Below are 17,022 nucleotides of genomic sequence, written 5' to 3'. Positions count from 1 at the left end.
AAGACGATACAAATCATGAGGAGGTGCCGATAATGAAACTTCATGAACTAAAACCATCTGAAGGTTCTCGTCGTGAACGCAACCGCGTTGGACGTGGAATTGGTTCTGGAAACGGTAAAACAAGTGGACGTGGAACTAAAGGTCAAAACTCACGCTCAGGCGGTGGAGTAAGACCAGGGTTCGAAGGTGGACAAAACCCACTAGCACGTCGTTTACCGAAACGTGGATTCACAAACCCTACTCGCGTTGAGTACGCGGTTGTGAACCTAGAAACGTTAAACCGTTTTGAAGAAGGAACAGAAGTTACTCCTGAACTTCTTCTTGAAACTGGCGTAATTAGCAAGTTGAGAAACGGAGTTAAGATCCTAGGAAACGGTAAGATAGAAACGAAGTTGACTGTCAAAGCTCATAAATTCTCTGCTTCTGCTAAGGAAGCAATTGAAGCTGCTGGCGGAAATACTGAGGTGTTGTAATGTTCCGTACAATCTCCAACATTATGCGCGTGAGTGATATAAGAAATAAAGTGTTATTTACACTAGCAATGCTTGTCATCTTTCGACTTGGAACGTTTATTCCAGTCCCGAATGTAGACAAAACAGTACTTGATTTTCAAAATCAAATGAACGTATTTGGATTTCTGAATACGTTTGGTGGCGGAGCCTTGCAAAACTATTCCATTTTTGCAATGGGGATCATGCCATATATCACAGCATCAATCATTGTACAGTTGTTACAGATGGATGTTGTGCCGAAATTTACCGAGTGGTCTAAGCAAGGTGAAGTAGGGCGGCGTAAGCTTGCTCAATTCACACGATATGGTACGATTGTGCTAGGATTTATCCAAGCAATCGGTATGTCAATCGGATTCAATAACTTGTTTCCAGGACTTATTCCAAACCCGAATATCGGGACGTACCTATTAATTGCTTTGATTCTAACTGCAGGTACTGCGTTCTTGATGTGGTTAGGAGAACAAATCACAGCACATGGTGTAGGAAACGGTATTTCTATTTTGATCTTTGCTGGTATCGTTGCTGCCGTTCCGGGAGCAGTGAACCAATTCTACGCTACTCAATTTGAGGGTGCAGAACAGACAATGTTCATTGGTATCGTGAAAAGCCTACTGATCGTGTTGGCAGTCATTGTTGTCACTGTGTTTGTTATCTTCATCCAACAAGGTTTACGCAAGATACCTATTCAATATGCAAAGCGTGTTGTAAACAACAAGCCTGTTGGAGGACAACAAACTCATCTTCCAATTAAGGTAAACGCTGCAGGGGTAATTCCAGTCATCTTTGCAATCTCTTTGATTATTGCACCGCCAACTATAGCGGGATTCTTCAGTGAGAATGCAGTGACTCGATTTATCACAGAAACTTTTGATTATACAACGCCGGTGGGTATGATCGTTTACTCGGCCTTAATCATCGGATTCACGTATTTCTATACATTCGTTCAGGTTAACCCTGAGCAAATGGCAGAGAACTTGAAGAAACAAGGTGGATACATTCCAGGGATCCGTCCAGGTAAGAATACGGAAACGTATATCGTGCGAATCCTTTATCGCTTGACATTCGTTGGCGCAATCTTCTTGGCACTTGTTTCAATCCTGCCAATATTCTTTATCAAGTTCGCAGGACTACCACAGTCGCTTCAAATTGGCGGAACAAGCCTACTGATTGTGGTTGGTGTAGCACTTGATTCTATGAAACAAATTGAAAGCCAATTAATTAAACGTCATTATAAAGGCTTCATTAAGTAAAGAGAACTGGGAATCAAACGTATTCCCTTCTCTTGAAAATGTACGTTTGTGACCGTATGGAGGGATTAGATGAATCTAGTACTCATGGGTCTGCCAGGTGCCGGAAAGGGAACCCAGGCTGCCAAGATCGTTGATAAATATGGTATCCCCCATATCTCAACAGGTGACATGTTCCGAGCTGCTATTAAAGAAGGAACCGAATTAGGTATCAAAGCCAAATCCTTTATGGATGCTGGAAACTTAGTACCTGACGAGGTCACGATTGGGATCGTTGATGAACGATTAAACAAAAGTGATTGCGATAAAGGGTTCTTACTTGATGGGTTTCCTCGGACAGTTGCACAGGCTGAAGCGCTTGAGAGTATCCTTTCCAAAAGCGAACGTTCAATCGACTATGTTCTGAACATCAATGTGGATAAGGAACAGTTGATGGAACGATTGACTGGCCGTAGAATTTGCAAACAATGTGGTGCGACTTATCATGTGATTTTCAATCCACCTTCTGAAGAAGGCGTTTGTAATAAATGCGGTGGGGAACTTTATCAGCGCGAAGATGATAACGAAGAAACAGTCAAAACTAGACTTGAAGTAAATATCGAACAATCGAAGCCACTGTTGAAGTTTTTTGAGCAGAAAGGCTATCTCCGTAATATAGACGGAAACCGAGATATCGATGACGTCTTTAAAGATATCGATCGACTTCTTGGAGGGTTAAAGTAATGATTATTTCTAAAACACCGCGTGAGATTGAAATCATGCGTGAAGCTGGAAGAATTGTTGCTCTGACTCATAAGGAACTCCAGAAGCACATTAAACCAGGCGTGACAACAAAAGAACTTGATGCAATTGCAGAAGAGTTTATTCGTAGCCACAATGCAATTCCTTCTTTTAAAGGCTATAATGGTTTTACAGGAAGCATATGTGCATCGGTTAACGAAGAACTTGTACACGGTATTCCTGGTAAGAAAGTGCTGAAAGATGGAGACATCATTTCCATAGATATCGGTGCGAAATATAACGGGTATCATGGGGATTCAGCTTGGACTTACGGTGTCGGAGAAATCTCCGATGAGAACCAACATCTTTTAGAGGTAACCGAACAATCGTTGTATAAAGGTCTTGCAGAAGCAAAGCCTGGGGAAAGACTCACGAATATCTCCCATGCAATTCAATCGTATGTTGAAGCAGAGAGCTTTTCGGTAGTACGTGAATACGTCGGCCACGGTGTCGGACAAAATTTACACGAGGATCCGCAAATCCCGCATTTTGGACCGCCAGGAAAAGGACCGAGGTTGAAGCCAGGCATGGTTCTTGCTATTGAACCAATGGTAAATGCAGGATCACGATATGTTCGTACATTAGCAGATAATTGGACTGTCGTTACGCAAGATGGTAAGACCTGTGCACATTTCGAGCATACCATTGCCATACTTGAAGATGGTTACGAAATCTTAACAAAAGCCTAAGGTGAAGGTGATAAATGGTGAGTGAATCCGAGCCGGCACCGCAAATTGGACAATACGTTCATATTTTGCGGGGGCGGGACGCTGGTCAAATCAATGTAATTGTGGGAATCGTGGACGAGAAATTTGTCCTCATTGCTGACGGTGATAAACGAAAATATGACCGAGCTAAAAAGAAGAACATCAATCATCTTGAGCTGTTTCAATATATTTCGCCCGAAGTTAAGCGAAGCATCGATGAAACAGGACGTGTAACAAACGGTAAATTGCGTTTCGCCGTGTCGAAATTCTTGAATGATCAAGCAATAACGCTTGAGAAGGGAGAACAAATCGATGGCTAAAGAAGATGTAATCGAGGTTGAAGGTACCGTAATTGAGCCCCTTCCAAACGCTATGTTTAGAGTGGAGCTTGAAAATGGTCACAAAATCTTAGCTCACGTTTCTGGTAAGATTCGTATGCATTATATTCGCATTCTGCCAGGTGATAAAGTAACTGTAGAATTATCTCCGTACGATCTCTCACGTGGTAGAATCACGTATCGTTACAAGTAAGATAATTTATAGTCTATGCCTAGCGCTTGTTTGAAGGTGTATGAATTAGCCTAAACTGAAGTGAGTGAAACGGTTAAGCGAATTGAAGTGCCTCGCTCAAAAGGATTTTCGATTATTGTCGTCGAAGTCAGCACATTTTTGTGCAAGTCCGTGGCATAAGGAGGTATTTAGGATGAAGGTAAGACCATCAGTCAAACCAATCTGCGAAAAATGTAAAGTTATTCGTCGTAAAGGAACCGTAATGGTAATTTGCGAAAACCCGAAGCATAAACAAAAACAAGGTTAAGAACAGGAGGTGCATTCTTAAATGGCACGTATTGCAGGAATCGATATCCCTCGTGACAAGCGAGTTGTGATTTCACTAACGTATGTATTTGGAATCGGAAAGTCTACTGCTCAAGATATTCTTGCTGAAGCTGGTGTTTCTGAAGAGACACGAGTAAGAGATCTTACAGAAGAAGAATTGACAAAAATCCGTGATATCGTTGACCGCTTTAAAGTTGAAGGAGATCTTCGTCGTGAAGTTTCCCTTAACATCAAGCGTCTAATCGAGATCGGAAGCTACCGTGGTATCCGTCACCGTCGTGGTCTTCCAGTTCGCGGACAACACACGAAAAACAACTCACGTACACGTAAAGGCCCACGTCGTACAGTAGCGAATAAGAAGAAATAGTAAAGGAGGTATACTCACATGGCTAAACCACGTAAAACGAATACTCGTAAGAAAAAAGTGAAAAAGAATATAGAGAGTGGAATCGCTCATATCCGTTCCACTTTTAACAACACGATCGTTACGATCACTGATACTCACGGGAATGCAGTTTCTTGGGCTTCTTCCGGCAACCTTGGATTTAGAGGATCTCGTAAATCCACTCCATTTGCTGCGCAAATGGCAGCCGAAACAGCAGGAAAAACTGCACAAGAACACGGTATGAAAACCCTCGAAGTTACAGTTAAAGGTCCTGGTGCTGGACGTGAAGCGGCTATTCGTGCACTTCAAGCAGTAGGTCTTGAAGTAACAGCGATCCGTGACACAACACCTGTTCCTCATAATGGATGCCGTCCACCAAAACGTCGTCGCGTATAATCGTTAAGGTTACATTCCTTAAGTATTACAATTTGGAAACCTGTCTATAATGGTTATGTATGAACAATAATTGATCATTGCATACTAATAGGTTACTAATCGGGAACTACCTATTAAGGGACTTTCGGTTAGACGACGGGGTCTAGCCGAGGTTCGACGTTTTGAAGGAGGGTTTGTTGAATGATTGAAATCGAAAAGCCAAGAATTGAAACGGTTGAGCTCAGTGACGATGCAACGTATGGGAAATTTGTTGTTGAACCTCTTGAGCGTGGATACGGGATTACATTAGGTAACTCCTTACGTCGTATACTGTTGTCTTCCCTTCCAGGAGCTGCAGCAACATCCGTTCAAATTAACGGTGTGCTACATGAATTTTCAACGATTGATGGTGTCGTAGAAGATGTAACGACTGTCATTCTTAGCCTTAAGAAGTTAGCGTTGAAAATTTACTCTGAAGAAGAAAAGACGCTTGAAATTGATGTTCAAGGACCGGGTGTTGTAACTGCTGCAGATATAACACACGACAGTGACGTAGAAGTGTTAAATCCAGATCTTCATATCGCTACATTGTCGAAAGATGCACATCTTCAAATGAAGATCACTGCTGTACGCGGTAGAGGTTATGTTCCTGCAGAAGGAAACAAATCCGAAGAGCAAGCAATTGGTGTTATTCCGATTGACTCGATCTTTACACCTGTTTCCCGTGTGAACTATCAGGTTGAAAACACACGTATCGGCCAAGTTACAAACTATGACAAACTAACCCTCGATGTTTGGACAGATGGTAGCATTCGACCTGAAGAAGCTGTTTCGCTTGGAGCTAAGATCGTTACGGAACATTTAAATATATTCGTAGGATTGACAGATCAAGCACAAAAGGCAGAAATCATGGTTGAAAAAGAAGAAGACCAGAAAGAGAAAGTACTCGAAATGACGATCGAAGAACTCGATCTTTCCGTACGTTCTTACAACTGTCTGAAACGCGCTGGCATCAACACGGTTCAAGAGCTTACTCAAAAGTCTGAAGAAGACATGATGAAAGTTCGGAACCTTGGTAAGAAGTCATTAGAAGAAGTCCAGGAGAAGTTAGAAGAACTTGGACTTGGTTTACGTAACGAAGAATAAGAACGTAGAGATATAGAATAAGAAAAGAAGGAGGGACCTCTCATGGCTTATCAAAAGTTAGGTCGTGTATCATCAGCACGAAAAGCTTTACTCCGTGATCTAGCAACAGATCTCATCATCAACGAGCGCATCGAAACTACTGAAGCGAAAGCAAAAGAGCTTCGTTCTGTCGTTGAAAAGATGATTACACTTGGCAAACGTGGTGACCTTCATGCTCGCCGTCAAGCTGCTACATTCGTACGTAATGAGGTAGCTAACGAAGAGTCTGGAGAAAGCGCTATTCAGAAGCTGTTTACAGACATCGCTTCTCGTTATGAAGAACGCCAAGGTGGTTATACTCGTATTCAAAAGATTGGTCCTCGCCGCGGCGATGGTGCACCAATGGTCATTATTGAACTTGTTTAATTAACAATTTCATGTGCAATAACATCGACGAAAAGGGCGGGACAGAATCGTTTAAAGATACTGCTTCTATGCCCTTTTTTTCGTACCTAGAAATAGAGCCAGACAAACGTTAAAAGCGACAAAGGTTCCATTCCGGTCGGCATTCCCTTGCAGAGGCATGGTGAATGCCTTATTTTCTTTTAGAAAAGCGGAAGCGACCCGTTAGTCACGAAGGTCACTGGAAGACTGACGAGGAGGCTGTGGCCGCCGCAGGAAGTCTGAAGTGATCCAAGTGACTGGGAGCTGTAGCTAGACATCACATCTATGTGGCCAACTGATGCACCTTTGATTTCTTCGAAATTCACTCCCTTTCCGCACTTGCACAGGATGTGCTGACTTCGACGTTCACCACAGGACGTGGTGGAAATTAGTCGAAGATCCATTAATGGGCCTGGCTCGCTATTCCCGCAGGACAAGGAAAGCTTCGGCAGCGTTACATCGCACGAAGAAAATGCGAATTTCATTTTCGAGGAGTGTCGTGAATTTCGTTTAAAATCAAGGGGTTTGATTAAAAACTGGATGTCGATAGGATGTTTTAAGTGATGAATGCTTTTTAAACCTTACTGAAATACACCAAGACTCCTACGGGAACAGTGGCCAAATTGAGCTGCATAAATGATCTTGGATTTAGAGCCACCACGTCCTGTGCTAGTCTGTGGAGAGCGAAGTGTATTTCAATGCAGGTAGCAACAAAGTGTTATGAGAATTTCAGCAAGAGTCGAGTTGAGTGCGCGTGTTCGTGACGGGCTTAGAGGAGGATTCAGAAATGAAAGATTTGATCACCGTCCGGGATGTTTCTTTTCGTTATGAAACAGACGGTCCATACCGAGTAAAAAATGTGAATATCACGATACCAAGCGGGGAGTGGCTATCTATTGTGGGCCATAATGGATCTGGTAAATCCACATTAGCTAAACTTCTAAACGGTCTGCTCGTTCCTGATGAAGGAACGATAACCGTAGGAGAAAGAAGAACAGATCAAGAAGAACATCTTTGGGAAATTAGACAGCAAGTCGGTATGGTATTTCAGAATCCCGATAACCAGTTTGTCGGGACAACCGTCCGGGATGATGTTGCATTCGGTCTCGAAAACAATGGTGTTCCACGAGAAGAAATGATCAGAAGAATAGAAGAAGCGCTTGTGAAGGTACAAATGACAGGATTTGAAGACAAAGAACCTCATCAACTATCGGGTGGTCAAAAGCAACGAGTTGCAATCGCTGGCGTACTTGCACAGAAACCATCTGTCATCATCCTTGACGAGGCAACAAGTATGCTCGATCCAATAGGTCGAAAAGAAGTACACAATACGATTCGTGAGCTAAATGAGAAAGACGGCATTACAGTTCTTTCGATTACACATGACTTAGAAGAGGCGATTCAATCTGATCGAATGATTGTGATGAACCAAGGTGAAATGGTTGCTGAAGGTGAACCGCGAAAGGTCTTTCAAAATACAGCTTTGTTATTAGAGGCTGGACTTGAGCTACCGTTCTCGATGAAAGTACAAGAAATGTTAACCGAGAAAGGGATTCAACTTTCGAACCCGACGTTAACAAAAACAGAATTGGTGGATGCGTTATGGAACTATCAACAGAACAAGTAGCACATATATATAGCGAAGGCACACCGAAAGAACATCGAGCTCTTTATGATGTCTCCATAAATGTACCAGCGGGAAGTTTCTATGCAATTATCGGACACACTGGCTCAGGAAAATCAACTCTCATTCAACATTTGAACGGTTTATTGAAACCGACCTCAGGGGCTGTTCATATAGGGAGTAAGACGATTAGGGCGAATGAGAAAGCAAAACAACTAAAAGAAGTTCGTAAACGTGTTGGTATGGTGTTCCAATATCCAGAGCATCAACTCTTTGAAGAAACGATTGAAAAGGATATTTGCTTCGGACCACTTAACTTTGGTGTGGATGAGAAAACAGCAAAGAATAGAGCAAAGGAAACGCTTCGGCTTGTAGGTTTAAACGACGAGTATTTGGAACGCTCACCTTTTGAGCTGAGCGGAGGTCAAATGCGTCGAGTTGCAATCGCAGGTGTGTTAGCGATGAATCCTGAAGTATTAATTTTAGATGAGCCAACAGCTGGTTTAGATCCTAGTGGTCAACGCGAGATGATGGAACTATTTATTTCTTTGCAGAAGGAAAAGAACATTACCATTATTCTTGTTACACACAGTATGGAAGACGCTGCTCGATATGCTGACAAGATCTTCGTTATGGCAAATGGCACCTTATTTATGGAAGGAAGTCCGAAGGAGATATTCGAGCAAGAGGACAAGATTCGTGAAGCCGGCTTGGATATTCCAGAATCAACAAAATTCATTCAGGCGGTTCAAGATCAATTCGGTACTACACTTGAAGCTGGATACACAATTGAGGAAGCGGTAGACCTCGTTGACCGCATAATGAAAGTGGGGTCATCGAAATGATGGATAATATTATTATTGGGCAGTATGTTCCAGGACAGTCCCCTATTCATAGGATGGATCCTCGTGCCAAATTGATTGCGGTCTTTATCTACGTGATTATCGTTTTCCTGGCTAACAATTGGGTCAGTTACGGTGTACTAGGTATTTTCACAATAGGAACAGCATTACTTTCTCGAGTGCCTGTATCGTTTATGATTAAAGGTTTGAAACCGATTCTCTGGATTATCCTATTTACGATGATTTTACACTTGTTCATGACGAAAGAAGGGCCGGTACTGTTTGATCTCGGATTTACGAAAATTCACGAAGGTGGCGTTATTCAAGGAGTTTTCATCGCTTTAAGGCTCTTATTTCTCATTATATTAACTTCATTATTAACCTTGACGACTACACCGATAGATATTACCGATGGAATTGAAAGTGTTCTAGCGCCTTTAAAGAAGGTAAAGTTTCCTGTTCACGAATTCGCTTTAATGATGTCGATCTCCTTACGTTTCATTCCAACACTTTTGCAAGAAACAGAGAAGATTATGAAGGCACAATCCGCAAGAGGGGCTGAGTTCTCAAGCGGCCCGATTAAAGAAAGAGTAAAGGCCTTTATCCCACTCCTGGTCCCACTGTTCGTCAGCGCATTCAAACGAGCTGAAGATCTTGCATTTGCAATGGAAGCGAGAGGTTATCGTGGTGGAGAAGGACGAACCAAACTTCGTTTACTTCAATGGCGAGGAATTGATACACTTTGCCTCGTAAGTGTCGGTCTATTGATTGTTGTTTTGTTTCTATTAAGATCTTAAAGGGTGAGTGTATTGAAACGGATGAGCGGAATCATCAGTTACGATGGTACGAACTTTTCTGGGTATCAAGTTCAACCGGATCAACGTACTGTTCAAGGAAATTTGGAAAAGGTACTGCAGCGCATGCATAAGGGTGAATTTGTAAAAGTAATTGCTTCTGGAAGGACGGATACTGGCGTTCATGCGGTAGGACAGGTCTTTCATTTTGATACCCCTCTTTCAATTGCACCCGATGGCTGGAAACGAGCTTTGAATACCTTATTACCAGATGATATTCGCCTGCTCTCTATCGATGAAGTCGCTTCTAGTTTCCATGCTCGCTATGATGTTTCTGCCAAAGAATATCAATATAGAGTGTTGAGAGCTGATGAAGAGGATGTGTTCAGAAGAAATTTCACCTTTCATTACCCTTTTGCACTCGATATCGATCAGATGAGACGAGCGGCAAACTATTTAATCGGAGAACATGATTTCACTTCTTTTTGTTCAGCAAGAACGGAAGTAGTAGATAAGACGAGAACGATTTACAAGTTGGATATATCAGAATCGGGAGAAGAGCTGATTTTTTCCATTAAAGGGACCGGCTTTCTTTACAATATGGTAAGGATTATTGTTGGTACTTTACTTGAGATTGGTAATGGACGACGAAGTCCTGAAGACATACCAGACATGCTTCTGGCTAAAGACAGAGATGTCACTGGAAAAACTGCACCTGGACACGGATTATATCTATGGGAAGTTAGTTATGAAAAAGAAGAATAAACTCAAAGAAATTGAAATGGACACACTTGACATCGTTGTCTATTTATTATAAGATATTCTTTGGTATTTCTGAAATCCACAAGCCCCGGATTGAAGGAATCGTCGAACTGAAAACACGAATCGTAAATCAAAATAGATTGATTTGTAAAAGAATGAAACAGGAGGGAAATAAATTGCGTACTTATATGGCAAAGCCTAAAGAAGTAGAACGTAAATGGTATGTGGTAGACGCTGCAGGTAAAACACTTGGTCGTCTTTCAACTGAAGTAGCATCTATCCTACGCGGTAAACACAAGCCAACATTCACACCACATGTTGACACTGGTGATAACGTAATTATTTTGAACGCTAGCAAGATCGAATTGACTGGGAAGAAAATGTCTGACAAGCTATACCACCGTCACACTGGACACCCAGGTGGACTTAGAACGAGAACTGCACAGGAAATGCGTGACACGCGTCCTGAAAAAATGCTAGAACTAGCTGTTAAAGGAATGCTTCCAAAGAACAGCCTTGGTCGTAAGATGATTAAGAAGCTTCATGTGTATGCTGGAAACGAACATCCACATCAAGCACAAAATCCTGAACAATACGAACTACGCGGATAAATAATAAGGAGGGTTTAACTTGGCTCAAGTACAATATTACGGAACTGGTCGTCGTAAGTCTTCTGTTGCTCGTGTACGTCTAGTACCTGGTGATGGACGCTTTATCGTAAACGGTCGTGACCTAGAAGAATTTTTCGGACTTGAAACTTTAAAAGTTATCGCAAAACAACCGTTAGTTGAAACGGAAACTGAAGGAAAGTACGATGTACTTGTTAACGTTGATGGCGGTGGATACACTGGACAAGCTGGTGCAATCCGTCACGGTGTTGCTCGTGCACTTCTAGAAGTAGATCCAGAATTGCGTTCTACACTTAAGCGTGCTGGATTCCTTACTCGTGACGCACGTATGAAAGAGCGTAAGAAGTACGGACTTAAAGGCGCTCGTCGTGCACCACAATTCTCAAAGCGTTAATTTTTCATTATACGCACTCAAGACTCTCAACCATTTTTGGTTGGGGGTCTTTTTTTGTTGCTTAATCTTCACATTTAGCTTTACTCCAATTCTCCTCCATATACATACTGTCTTTTACCAAAGTTGCCATGGTATGTTTCGTTTTAACGGTCAAACACTATGGTAAAGGAGGCGAAACAAATGAATGTAATCACCACTTTTAGAGACAGACAATACAAAAAGCGTGTGACCTATGAGCGAAAGCTTTTGCGAGAACTTTCCCTTAATGAAATTAAAACGGAATTTCAACGTTTATTCTTTCCGTTTTTTCAATATAGTTTACTGTATCAAGATGAAATCCAAGACACGTGTATCGATATTGCGATTGAAGCCTTTTTGCTCGGCGGAGAGCATAGCAAATTTGCTTATCACGGGGAATCTCTAGAAAGTATCAAAGATCGAAGTGCACCAACAGAAAAGCGGCTAGCAGATACGTTATTCGAATACTGGCAATTCTGGAGTTATACACCAGACCAAGTACTTGAGTCACTCCATATGTGTTGTGATGCTTACGTACAACGGTGGTGGCGTGAAGGCTTTGAAAAAGGTCAACGTCGGTACCGTATGCGACTTCACTAATTACAGTTAGGCATATTTCCTCCACTTGTCCCATACATATATATCAGTATTGGGTACTGGGAGGGGAAATGGTGAAGTGGAAACGGTGGCTTTTATGGGGCTTAATAGGATTTTGTGCTGCACTTTTACTATATGTCATCAATCAACAAATTCTTACGAACAATTCTTGGTCAACATGGAGCCTACCCTTAACTGGGAAAATCATTGTCCTTGATGCAGGTCACGGAGGTGTGGACGGTGGTGCAGTTGGTAAAGGAGACATTCAAGAGAAAGAAATTGCGCTTGATATCTCATTGAAGCTAAGGGATTACCTGCAACAAGCGGGTGCTTTAGTAATCATGACGCGTGAAACAGATAAGGATCTTGCTGGTGAAGGAACTCAGAGGATTCGACATCGAAAAACAGAGGATCTCCTAAAACGGACAGAAATTGTAAACACATCCAATGCCGACATGTTCATTAGCATACACCTAAATGCTATCCCTTCATCTCGATGGTATGGGGCTCAGGTTTTTTACAATCCTTCCATTGATGAGAACGAGAAAATGGCGAAGTTTATCCAAGATCAAATCCGGTCTAATCTAGAAAATACAACACGTAAAGCGAAGCCGATCAATAACGTTTACATGATTAGGAAAGCTGAAGTGCCTGGTGCACTTGTTGAGGTTGGTTTTCTATCCAATCCGAACGAACGTGAATTGTTGAAGACAAAGCTTTATCAGACCAAAATTGCGGCATCCATTTATCAAGGAATTATGCGATATTATACAAATGAACCAGCTCCTAATGATTAGAGGAGCGGTTTTTTTGGTTATACACAGTACAGATATGAGTCGCTACGTTCATATACTGGAATTCAGTATGTTATACTAGGGTTGGAATGAAAGCGATTAAAAAGGACGGTGTTTGCAGTTATGATGACAGAAGAACAAGTAATAGATATTCTAAAGCCCATACAAGAACCTTTTTTACATAAAAGCATTGTTGAAGCGAACAGTGTGAAGGAAATTCGAGTGAAAGAAAATTATGTGAGTTTGAAAATCGCAATTACTCAAGCGAACTCACCGGAACAAATGCAACTTCAACAAGAAATCGTCAATACGCTGAAAGGTGCAGGAGTTGAATCGGTTGGCTTAAGATTCGAACAGCGACAAGAAGAAGGTCAAACTCAATCAACAAGTGATGAAACGAAGTCATCCGACAAAAAGACGACTTTCATAGCCGTTGCGAGTGGTAAAGGTGGCGTAGGAAAGTCAACGGTCTCTGTAAACCTAGCGACAAGCTTGGCTCGTGAAGGGAAAAAGGTTGGACTTATTGACGCAGATATTTATGGATTCAGTGTACCTGATATGATGGGAATAGCTGAGAGACCTAAAGTCGCAGGTGAACAAATCTTCCCAGTAGAACGATTTGGCGTTAAGGTCATCTCAATGGCCTTTTTCGTAGAAGATAACGCTCCTGTTATATGGCGTGGCCCAATGCTCGGTAAAATGTTAAACAACTTCTTCAACGATATTGAATGGGGCGATATCGACTACATGATTCTCGACCTACCACCAGGAACGGGAGACGTAGCGCTTGATGTTCACAAAATGCTTCCTCAAAGTAAAGAGCTCATTGTTACAACACCTCATCCAACCGCTGCGTTCGTCGCAGCTCGTGCAGGGGCAATGGCGTTGAAAACAGATCATGATGTTCTAGGTGTCATTGAAAACATGGCTTATTTCGAAAGCAAAAAGACGGGAGAGAAAGAGTACGTCTTTGGTCAAGGTGGAGCGGATAAGTTAACAGAGGAGCTCCAAACAGAAGTGATTGGACGTATTCCTTTAGGTCAGCCAGAAATGCGCGATGATGATTTTGCGCCATCTGTGTATACTGCTGATTCGAAGATCGGAAAGATTTATCAAGACATCGCTAAGAAAGTGATTGAAAAAGTAGAGAAATAAACACAAGAAAAGAGGACGGCAATTTTGTCGCCCTCTTTTTTCTATTGTCACTTCATTATTGTCCTTCTTCTTGACCGCCACCGCCGGAATCTTCTTGTGATTTTGAATCTTTCTTCAAGGAGTCACCACTTTTGATTTCTTCTTGTACGGTTTTCTTAATCATATCGGCGATTTGAGCTTTCATTAATGGACTTTCGAACGTTTCCATCAGGACTTTCTTCTGTTGTTCTCTGTATTTTTGAGATGTTAGCAGATCCATGACTTCCTTCTCAAGCTCAGGGTCTTTCATCAGTTCAATCATTTTCTTACGGTATTCTGGATCGTCCATCATCTTTTTCATTAACTCTTCGTTTTGTTTTTTCATGCTTTTGGCTAGAGCTTCAGCTGTTTTCGGGTCTTTCATCAGCTCTTTCCAAAAATCTTGTCCCTTTTTCGAGGTTAATATATCTTCAATGGTTTTCTTAACGAATGGTTGGTCCATTACGAGTTCTGACTTGATCTTTTCATCAGTTAATACTTCTTTAATGGCTTTCTTACCATCATCCGTCTTTAAAATATCGACAAGCATTTTTTTCGTTTCTTCATAATTGCCTTTTTCTTCAGCAGCAGCAGGTGTACAACCCTGCATATATATAAGTCCGAAGGCAATCACAAGGACGAACATCCAGTTTTTCATCTAGAGTGCCCCTTTCAAAAATTAAAATCTTACCTTTAGCGTTCGAGAAAGTTGTGACAAATATGCGGACTAAATAAAGGAAACTAGCTTTTTTTGAAGTGGATTGGTACAATCGAGACGAGCAAAATTAAAGGGGAATATCATACGTGAATATAAAGAAATGGATTTATTTATTTTTTACAACATTAATCATTGGAGGAGCTAGTTCCGTAATTGTAGGAATGCTTCTACGTTGGCAGGATATCGAGAGTGGGGCTAGTCTGTTCGTCATGATTGCTTGGCTTATGGGATTCGGATTCATTTTCAGTATCATTAGCCAAATGGGTTACTTTGCTTATTTAACGATTCATCGATTTGGTCTTGGGATATTCAAATCGGTTCAACTTTGGAGCTGGGTACAAATACTAGTGCTCGCGTTTGTCGTTTTTGACTTGTTCTATTTGCGTTTTGTCGCATTTGAAGAATTATCTATGTTTAATTTATTATTCGTTCCGTTTGCGCTACTTGCCTTTGGAGCGGTTGTCGCATATATCAAAATGAAAGAGACGAATAAAGGAGCATTCATACCAACCTTATTCTTCATGGTTGCAGTAACGACGATTGAATGGATACCAGTATTGAAGCAAGGAGATAGTTTATGGCTTTGGCTATCGATTGTTCCATTATTAGCATGTAACGCATGGCAAGTTCTCATCCTACACAGATTAATCCACAAAAAAAGTTGAGCATACCGCTCAACTTTTTTTATTTGATTTCTTTTCTCTTCGTATCCGTGTTGGCGATTAATTCTCCTACAGTCGAAAATGTATAATGATCACTTCTTAATTGATCAAGGATATCTTTTAATGCATCCTTCGTTTGTTTTACTGAATCGGAAGCGTGAAGGAGTACAATATCTCCGCCATTAGCTTCAGAAATGACGGTCTCGGTGATTTGATCTGCACCAGGGTTTTTCCAATCATTCGGATCAATGCTCCATTGGACGATCGTATGATTTAATTTCTCCGCAATTTCTAACACGGTTTTGTTGAATGCCCCATTAGGTGGACGTAACAGTCGAGTGGGTTTTCCTGTCAAAGCCTCAATGACTTGTTGTGCTCTCGTGATATCCTTCCTAATTTGAGCATCTTCAAGCTCCGTATAACTTTTGTATCGATATCCTAGGCTTCCAATTTCATGCCCGTTTTTCACAATTTTTTCTACAATATCAGGATGACGCTCTGCCCATTCACCTGAAATGAAGAATGTTGTATCGTTTATGTTCTCTCTTTCTAATAAATCGAGAATTTCATGTATACGTTTTTCCCCCCAGCTGACATCGAAAGTGAGCGCAATCTTTTTCCCTTTCTCTTCGCCTTGATAAATGGCTCTTGGCTCACCATCCTTTGTTTTGAACACTTCTAAGTTCTTTGATTCTACAAATGCTATTAGTGCCGCAAAGAATGAAGCAATTAAGATGATTAGGTACTGCTTCATTCGTTTTCCGTTAATGATCCAAAAGAAGTTCATCGCGATTCCTCCTGTCCATATTACCTAGTACATGTATATGTCTATATGGACAAGATAGACCTTGGCCCAACTTATTCGTGATGAAATCTTGTCATGGAATAGAAAATGGAAAAAGTAGGGATAATGATTAAAAAAACACGAAGGATGGATTCCATGCTTGGATTTGTTTTGAATGATAAAGAAGTTAAGGAAATGGAATACCTTTTGAAAAAGGAACTAGAAGAACTACTTCACGATATGGAAGACAAAAGAATAGAAGGTATTATCAAGCGCGCAATGGAGGAGAGATATCAATTGGTTTTCAAGATCTTTCAGCGCTTTTCGAATCCAGCAGATTGTGTGAAATACATGAGGCATAGAATATCGAATCAAAAATAAATGCTACTTTCGTAATGAATGCTTTACTTTTCTCTTCTCTTGAGGCTCGTTTTACTGCTATTATTAAAGGAGCCTTGCACATACCACCGCTAAAGGTATTATCAATCTCCTTTCAGCAAAATGAGCACCGACTTTTAGGGGACAAATGAAATAAAAAAGTGTTTGACAGTAAACAGAAATCTTGATATTATATTTTCTGTTGCCGCAAAAACAAGCCAACAGCTAATTAAAACTAATTTTAAAAAGTTGTTGACATCGTAATTGCGGAAATGATACATTATTTAAGTCGCCAAAAACGACAAAGAAAAACACCGATGAACGACACCAGTCGAAATCGGAAAATCAGCTCTTTGAAAACTGAACAAAAGCCAAGCGTGAAACACGGGTCTTTTTATAAAGAACCCTGAATCAATTTCGATTTAAAATTATGAGCAAGTC

24 protein-coding genes are annotated in these 17,022 nt (G+C 41.2%); 22 read left to right on the top strand and 2 right to left on the bottom strand.

All coding sequences use genetic code 11. From position 1 onward, the window contains the following. Window positions 1-32: 32 nt before the first annotated feature. From rplO to L2716_RS17095, 20 genes are all read left to right on the top strand, one after another. Window positions 33-473 carry a 50S ribosomal protein L15 gene (rplO, locus tag L2716_RS17190; RefSeq protein ID WP_236338401.1) on the top strand — a complete coding sequence of 147 codons (441 nt, stop codon included), beginning with the start codon at window positions 33-35 and terminating at the stop codon, window positions 471-473. After that, on the top strand, window positions 473-1,762 hold the full coding sequence (gene secY / locus L2716_RS17185; RefSeq protein ID WP_236338399.1) for a preprotein translocase subunit SecY: 1,290 nt from the start codon (window positions 473-475) through the stop codon (window positions 1,760-1,762). Before rplO ends, secY begins: the two co-directional genes overlap by 1 nt. Window positions 1,763-1,831: 69 nt before the next feature. Continuing rightward, window positions 1,832-2,482: an adenylate kinase gene (locus L2716_RS17180; RefSeq protein WP_236338397.1), complete on the top strand. Its 651-nt coding sequence runs from the start codon at window positions 1,832-1,834 to the stop codon at window positions 2,480-2,482. Further along, window positions 2,482-3,228 (top strand): type I methionyl aminopeptidase, encoded by a 747-nt coding sequence (map, locus tag L2716_RS17175; protein ID WP_236338395.1) that lies wholly within the window; start codon window positions 2,482-2,484, stop codon window positions 3,226-3,228. The genes L2716_RS17180 and map overlap by 1 nt, the downstream gene beginning before the upstream one ends. A 17-nt stretch (window positions 3,229-3,245) precedes the next feature. Next, window positions 3,246-3,566, top strand: a complete 321-nt coding sequence (locus tag L2716_RS17170; RefSeq protein ID WP_236338706.1) for a KOW domain-containing RNA-binding protein — start codon at window positions 3,246-3,248, stop codon at window positions 3,564-3,566. Continuing rightward, the gene (infA, locus tag L2716_RS17165) at window positions 3,559-3,777 is read left to right on the top strand and encodes a translation initiation factor IF-1 (RefSeq protein ID WP_093073147.1); all 219 of its coding nucleotides are present in this window, start codon (window positions 3,559-3,561) and stop codon (window positions 3,775-3,777) included. The genes L2716_RS17170 and infA overlap by 8 nt, the downstream gene beginning before the upstream one ends. 172 nt (window positions 3,778-3,949) lie before the next feature. Further along, a complete protein-coding gene (gene rpmJ, locus L2716_RS17160) occupies window positions 3,950-4,063 on the top strand; it encodes a 50S ribosomal protein L36 (protein WP_003322638.1) in 114 nt (37 codons plus the stop codon). A 21-nt stretch (window positions 4,064-4,084) separates the two neighbouring features. Continuing rightward, the gene (rpsM, locus tag L2716_RS17155) at window positions 4,085-4,450 is read left to right on the top strand and encodes a 30S ribosomal protein S13 (RefSeq protein ID WP_236338392.1); all 366 of its coding nucleotides are present in this window, start codon (window positions 4,085-4,087) and stop codon (window positions 4,448-4,450) included. A gap of 18 nt (window positions 4,451-4,468) precedes the next feature. Beyond that, on the top strand, window positions 4,469-4,864 hold the full coding sequence (rpsK, locus tag L2716_RS17150) for a 30S ribosomal protein S11 (protein ID WP_236338390.1): 396 nt from the start codon (window positions 4,469-4,471) through the stop codon (window positions 4,862-4,864). A 180-nt stretch (window positions 4,865-5,044) separates the two neighbouring features. After that, entirely contained in the window at window positions 5,045-5,989 is a 945-nt protein-coding gene (locus L2716_RS17145; protein ID WP_236338380.1) for a DNA-directed RNA polymerase subunit alpha, read from the top strand. Window positions 5,990-6,031: 42 nt separating this feature from the next. Beyond that, complete coding sequence (rplQ, locus tag L2716_RS17140) at window positions 6,032-6,394, top strand: 50S ribosomal protein L17 (protein WP_236338378.1); 363 nt, start codon at window positions 6,032-6,034, stop codon at window positions 6,392-6,394. An 805-nt stretch (window positions 6,395-7,199) separates the two neighbouring features. Beyond that, window positions 7,200-8,039 (top strand): energy-coupling factor ABC transporter ATP-binding protein, encoded by an 840-nt coding sequence (locus tag L2716_RS17135; protein WP_236338376.1) that lies wholly within the window; start codon window positions 7,200-7,202, stop codon window positions 8,037-8,039. Continuing rightward, window positions 8,015-8,881 carry an energy-coupling factor ABC transporter ATP-binding protein gene (locus tag L2716_RS17130; protein ID WP_236338366.1) on the top strand — a complete coding sequence of 289 codons (867 nt, stop codon included), beginning with the start codon at window positions 8,015-8,017 and terminating at the stop codon, window positions 8,879-8,881. The genes L2716_RS17135 and L2716_RS17130 overlap by 25 nt, the downstream gene beginning before the upstream one ends. Continuing rightward, complete coding sequence (locus tag L2716_RS17125; RefSeq protein WP_236338364.1) at window positions 8,878-9,675, top strand: energy-coupling factor transporter transmembrane component T family protein; 798 nt, start codon at window positions 8,878-8,880, stop codon at window positions 9,673-9,675. The genes L2716_RS17130 and L2716_RS17125 overlap by 4 nt, the downstream gene beginning before the upstream one ends. Before the next feature lie 12 nt (window positions 9,676-9,687). Next, window positions 9,688-10,437 (top strand): tRNA pseudouridine(38-40) synthase TruA, encoded by a 750-nt coding sequence (gene truA / locus L2716_RS17120; RefSeq protein WP_408005354.1) that lies wholly within the window; start codon window positions 9,688-9,690, stop codon window positions 10,435-10,437. Window positions 10,438-10,589: 152 nt separating this feature from the next. Next, a complete protein-coding gene (gene rplM, locus L2716_RS17115; RefSeq protein ID WP_408005355.1) occupies window positions 10,590-11,045 on the top strand; it encodes a 50S ribosomal protein L13 in 456 nt (151 codons plus the stop codon). A 19-nt stretch (window positions 11,046-11,064) separates the two neighbouring features. Then, window positions 11,065-11,457 (top strand): 30S ribosomal protein S9, encoded by a 393-nt coding sequence (gene rpsI / locus L2716_RS17110; protein ID WP_236338362.1) that lies wholly within the window; start codon window positions 11,065-11,067, stop codon window positions 11,455-11,457. 180 nt (window positions 11,458-11,637) lie between these two features. Next, window positions 11,638-12,075 carry a DUF2521 family protein gene (locus L2716_RS17105; RefSeq protein ID WP_236338360.1) on the top strand — a complete coding sequence of 146 codons (438 nt, stop codon included), beginning with the start codon at window positions 11,638-11,640 and terminating at the stop codon, window positions 12,073-12,075. Window positions 12,076-12,143: 68 nt separating this feature from the next. Beyond that, window positions 12,144-12,869 (top strand): N-acetylmuramoyl-L-alanine amidase CwlD, encoded by a 726-nt coding sequence (gene cwlD / locus L2716_RS17100; protein WP_236338358.1) that lies wholly within the window; start codon window positions 12,144-12,146, stop codon window positions 12,867-12,869. 120 nt (window positions 12,870-12,989) lie between these two features. After that, window positions 12,990-14,021 (top strand): Mrp/NBP35 family ATP-binding protein, encoded by a 1,032-nt coding sequence (locus tag L2716_RS17095; RefSeq protein WP_236338356.1) that lies wholly within the window; start codon window positions 12,990-12,992, stop codon window positions 14,019-14,021. Window positions 14,022-14,076: 55 nt separating this feature from the next. Here the strand turns inward: L2716_RS17095 and gerD are convergent, their stop codons facing one another. Next, on the bottom strand, window positions 14,077-14,697 hold the full coding sequence (gerD, locus tag L2716_RS17090; protein WP_236338354.1) for a spore germination lipoprotein GerD: 621 nt from the start codon (window positions 14,695-14,697) through the stop codon (window positions 14,077-14,079). A gap of 146 nt (window positions 14,698-14,843) precedes the next feature. Between gerD and L2716_RS17085 the strand changes: the two genes are divergently transcribed. Further along, window positions 14,844-15,422, top strand: coding sequence for a KinB-signaling pathway activation protein (locus tag L2716_RS17085; protein ID WP_236338352.1), 579 nt, complete (start codon window positions 14,844-14,846; stop codon window positions 15,420-15,422). 19 nt (window positions 15,423-15,441) lie between these two features. Here the strand turns inward: L2716_RS17085 and pdaB are convergent, their stop codons facing one another. Beyond that, the gene (gene pdaB, locus L2716_RS17080; protein ID WP_236338350.1) at window positions 15,442-16,206 is read right to left on the bottom strand and encodes a polysaccharide deacetylase family sporulation protein PdaB; all 765 of its coding nucleotides are present in this window, start codon (window positions 16,204-16,206) and stop codon (window positions 15,442-15,444) included. Between the two features lie 153 nt (window positions 16,207-16,359). Here pdaB and L2716_RS17075 point away from each other — a divergent pair, with 153 nt between their 5' ends. Further along, on the top strand, window positions 16,360-16,584 hold the full coding sequence (locus tag L2716_RS17075; protein ID WP_236338339.1) for a hypothetical protein: 225 nt from the start codon (window positions 16,360-16,362) through the stop codon (window positions 16,582-16,584). Window positions 16,585-17,022: the final 438 nt, after the last annotated feature.

The sequence above is a fragment of the Pseudalkalibacillus berkeleyi genome (genome assembly GCF_021608225.1).
Taxonomy (GTDB): Bacteria; Bacillota; Bacilli; order Bacillales; family Fictibacillaceae; genus Pseudalkalibacillus; species Pseudalkalibacillus berkeleyi.
Note: the sequence above shows the minus strand (reverse complement) of the source record. Positions and strands in the feature narration are given on the sequence as shown.

Bases quoted from the DNA above. Each gene is read 5' to 3' on its own strand.
- cwlD (WP_236338358.1), top strand. From the start codon at position 12,144: ATGGTGAAGTGGAAACGGTGGCTTTTATGGGGCTTAATAGGATTTTGT.
- gerD (WP_236338354.1), bottom strand. From the start codon at position 14,697: ATGAAAAACTGGATGTTCGTCCTTGTGATTGCCTTCGGACTTATATAT.
- rpsK (WP_236338390.1), top strand. From the start codon at position 4,469: ATGGCTAAACCACGTAAAACGAATACTCGTAAGAAAAAAGTGAAAAAG.
- pdaB (WP_236338350.1), bottom strand. From the start codon at position 16,206: ATGAACTTCTTTTGGATCATTAACGGAAAACGAATGAAGCAGTACCTA.
- rpsM (WP_236338392.1), top strand. From the start codon at position 4,085: ATGGCACGTATTGCAGGAATCGATATCCCTCGTGACAAGCGAGTTGTG.
- infA (WP_093073147.1), top strand. From the start codon at position 3,559: ATGGCTAAAGAAGATGTAATCGAGGTTGAAGGTACCGTAATTGAGCCC.
- L2716_RS17130 (WP_236338366.1), top strand. From the start codon at position 8,015: ATGGAACTATCAACAGAACAAGTAGCACATATATATAGCGAAGGCACA.
- L2716_RS17180 (WP_236338397.1), top strand. From the start codon at position 1,832: ATGAATCTAGTACTCATGGGTCTGCCAGGTGCCGGAAAGGGAACCCAG.
- map (WP_236338395.1), top strand. From the start codon at position 2,482: ATGATTATTTCTAAAACACCGCGTGAGATTGAAATCATGCGTGAAGCT.
- rplQ (WP_236338378.1), top strand. From the start codon at position 6,032: ATGGCTTATCAAAAGTTAGGTCGTGTATCATCAGCACGAAAAGCTTTA.
- secY (WP_236338399.1), top strand. From the start codon at position 473: ATGTTCCGTACAATCTCCAACATTATGCGCGTGAGTGATATAAGAAAT.
- rplM (WP_408005355.1), top strand. From the start codon at position 10,590: ATGAAACAGGAGGGAAATAAATTGCGTACTTATATGGCAAAGCCTAAA.
- L2716_RS17135 (WP_236338376.1), top strand. From the start codon at position 7,200: ATGAAAGATTTGATCACCGTCCGGGATGTTTCTTTTCGTTATGAAACA.
- L2716_RS17125 (WP_236338364.1), top strand. From the start codon at position 8,878: ATGATGGATAATATTATTATTGGGCAGTATGTTCCAGGACAGTCCCCT.
- L2716_RS17145 (WP_236338380.1), top strand. From the start codon at position 5,045: ATGATTGAAATCGAAAAGCCAAGAATTGAAACGGTTGAGCTCAGTGAC.
- L2716_RS17105 (WP_236338360.1), top strand. From the start codon at position 11,638: ATGAATGTAATCACCACTTTTAGAGACAGACAATACAAAAAGCGTGTG.
- L2716_RS17075 (WP_236338339.1), top strand. From the start codon at position 16,360: ATGCTTGGATTTGTTTTGAATGATAAAGAAGTTAAGGAAATGGAATAC.
- rpmJ (WP_003322638.1), top strand. From the start codon at position 3,950: ATGAAGGTAAGACCATCAGTCAAACCAATCTGCGAAAAATGTAAAGTT.
- rplO (WP_236338401.1), top strand. From the start codon at position 33: ATGAAACTTCATGAACTAAAACCATCTGAAGGTTCTCGTCGTGAACGC.
- L2716_RS17095 (WP_236338356.1), top strand. From the start codon at position 12,990: ATGATGACAGAAGAACAAGTAATAGATATTCTAAAGCCCATACAAGAA.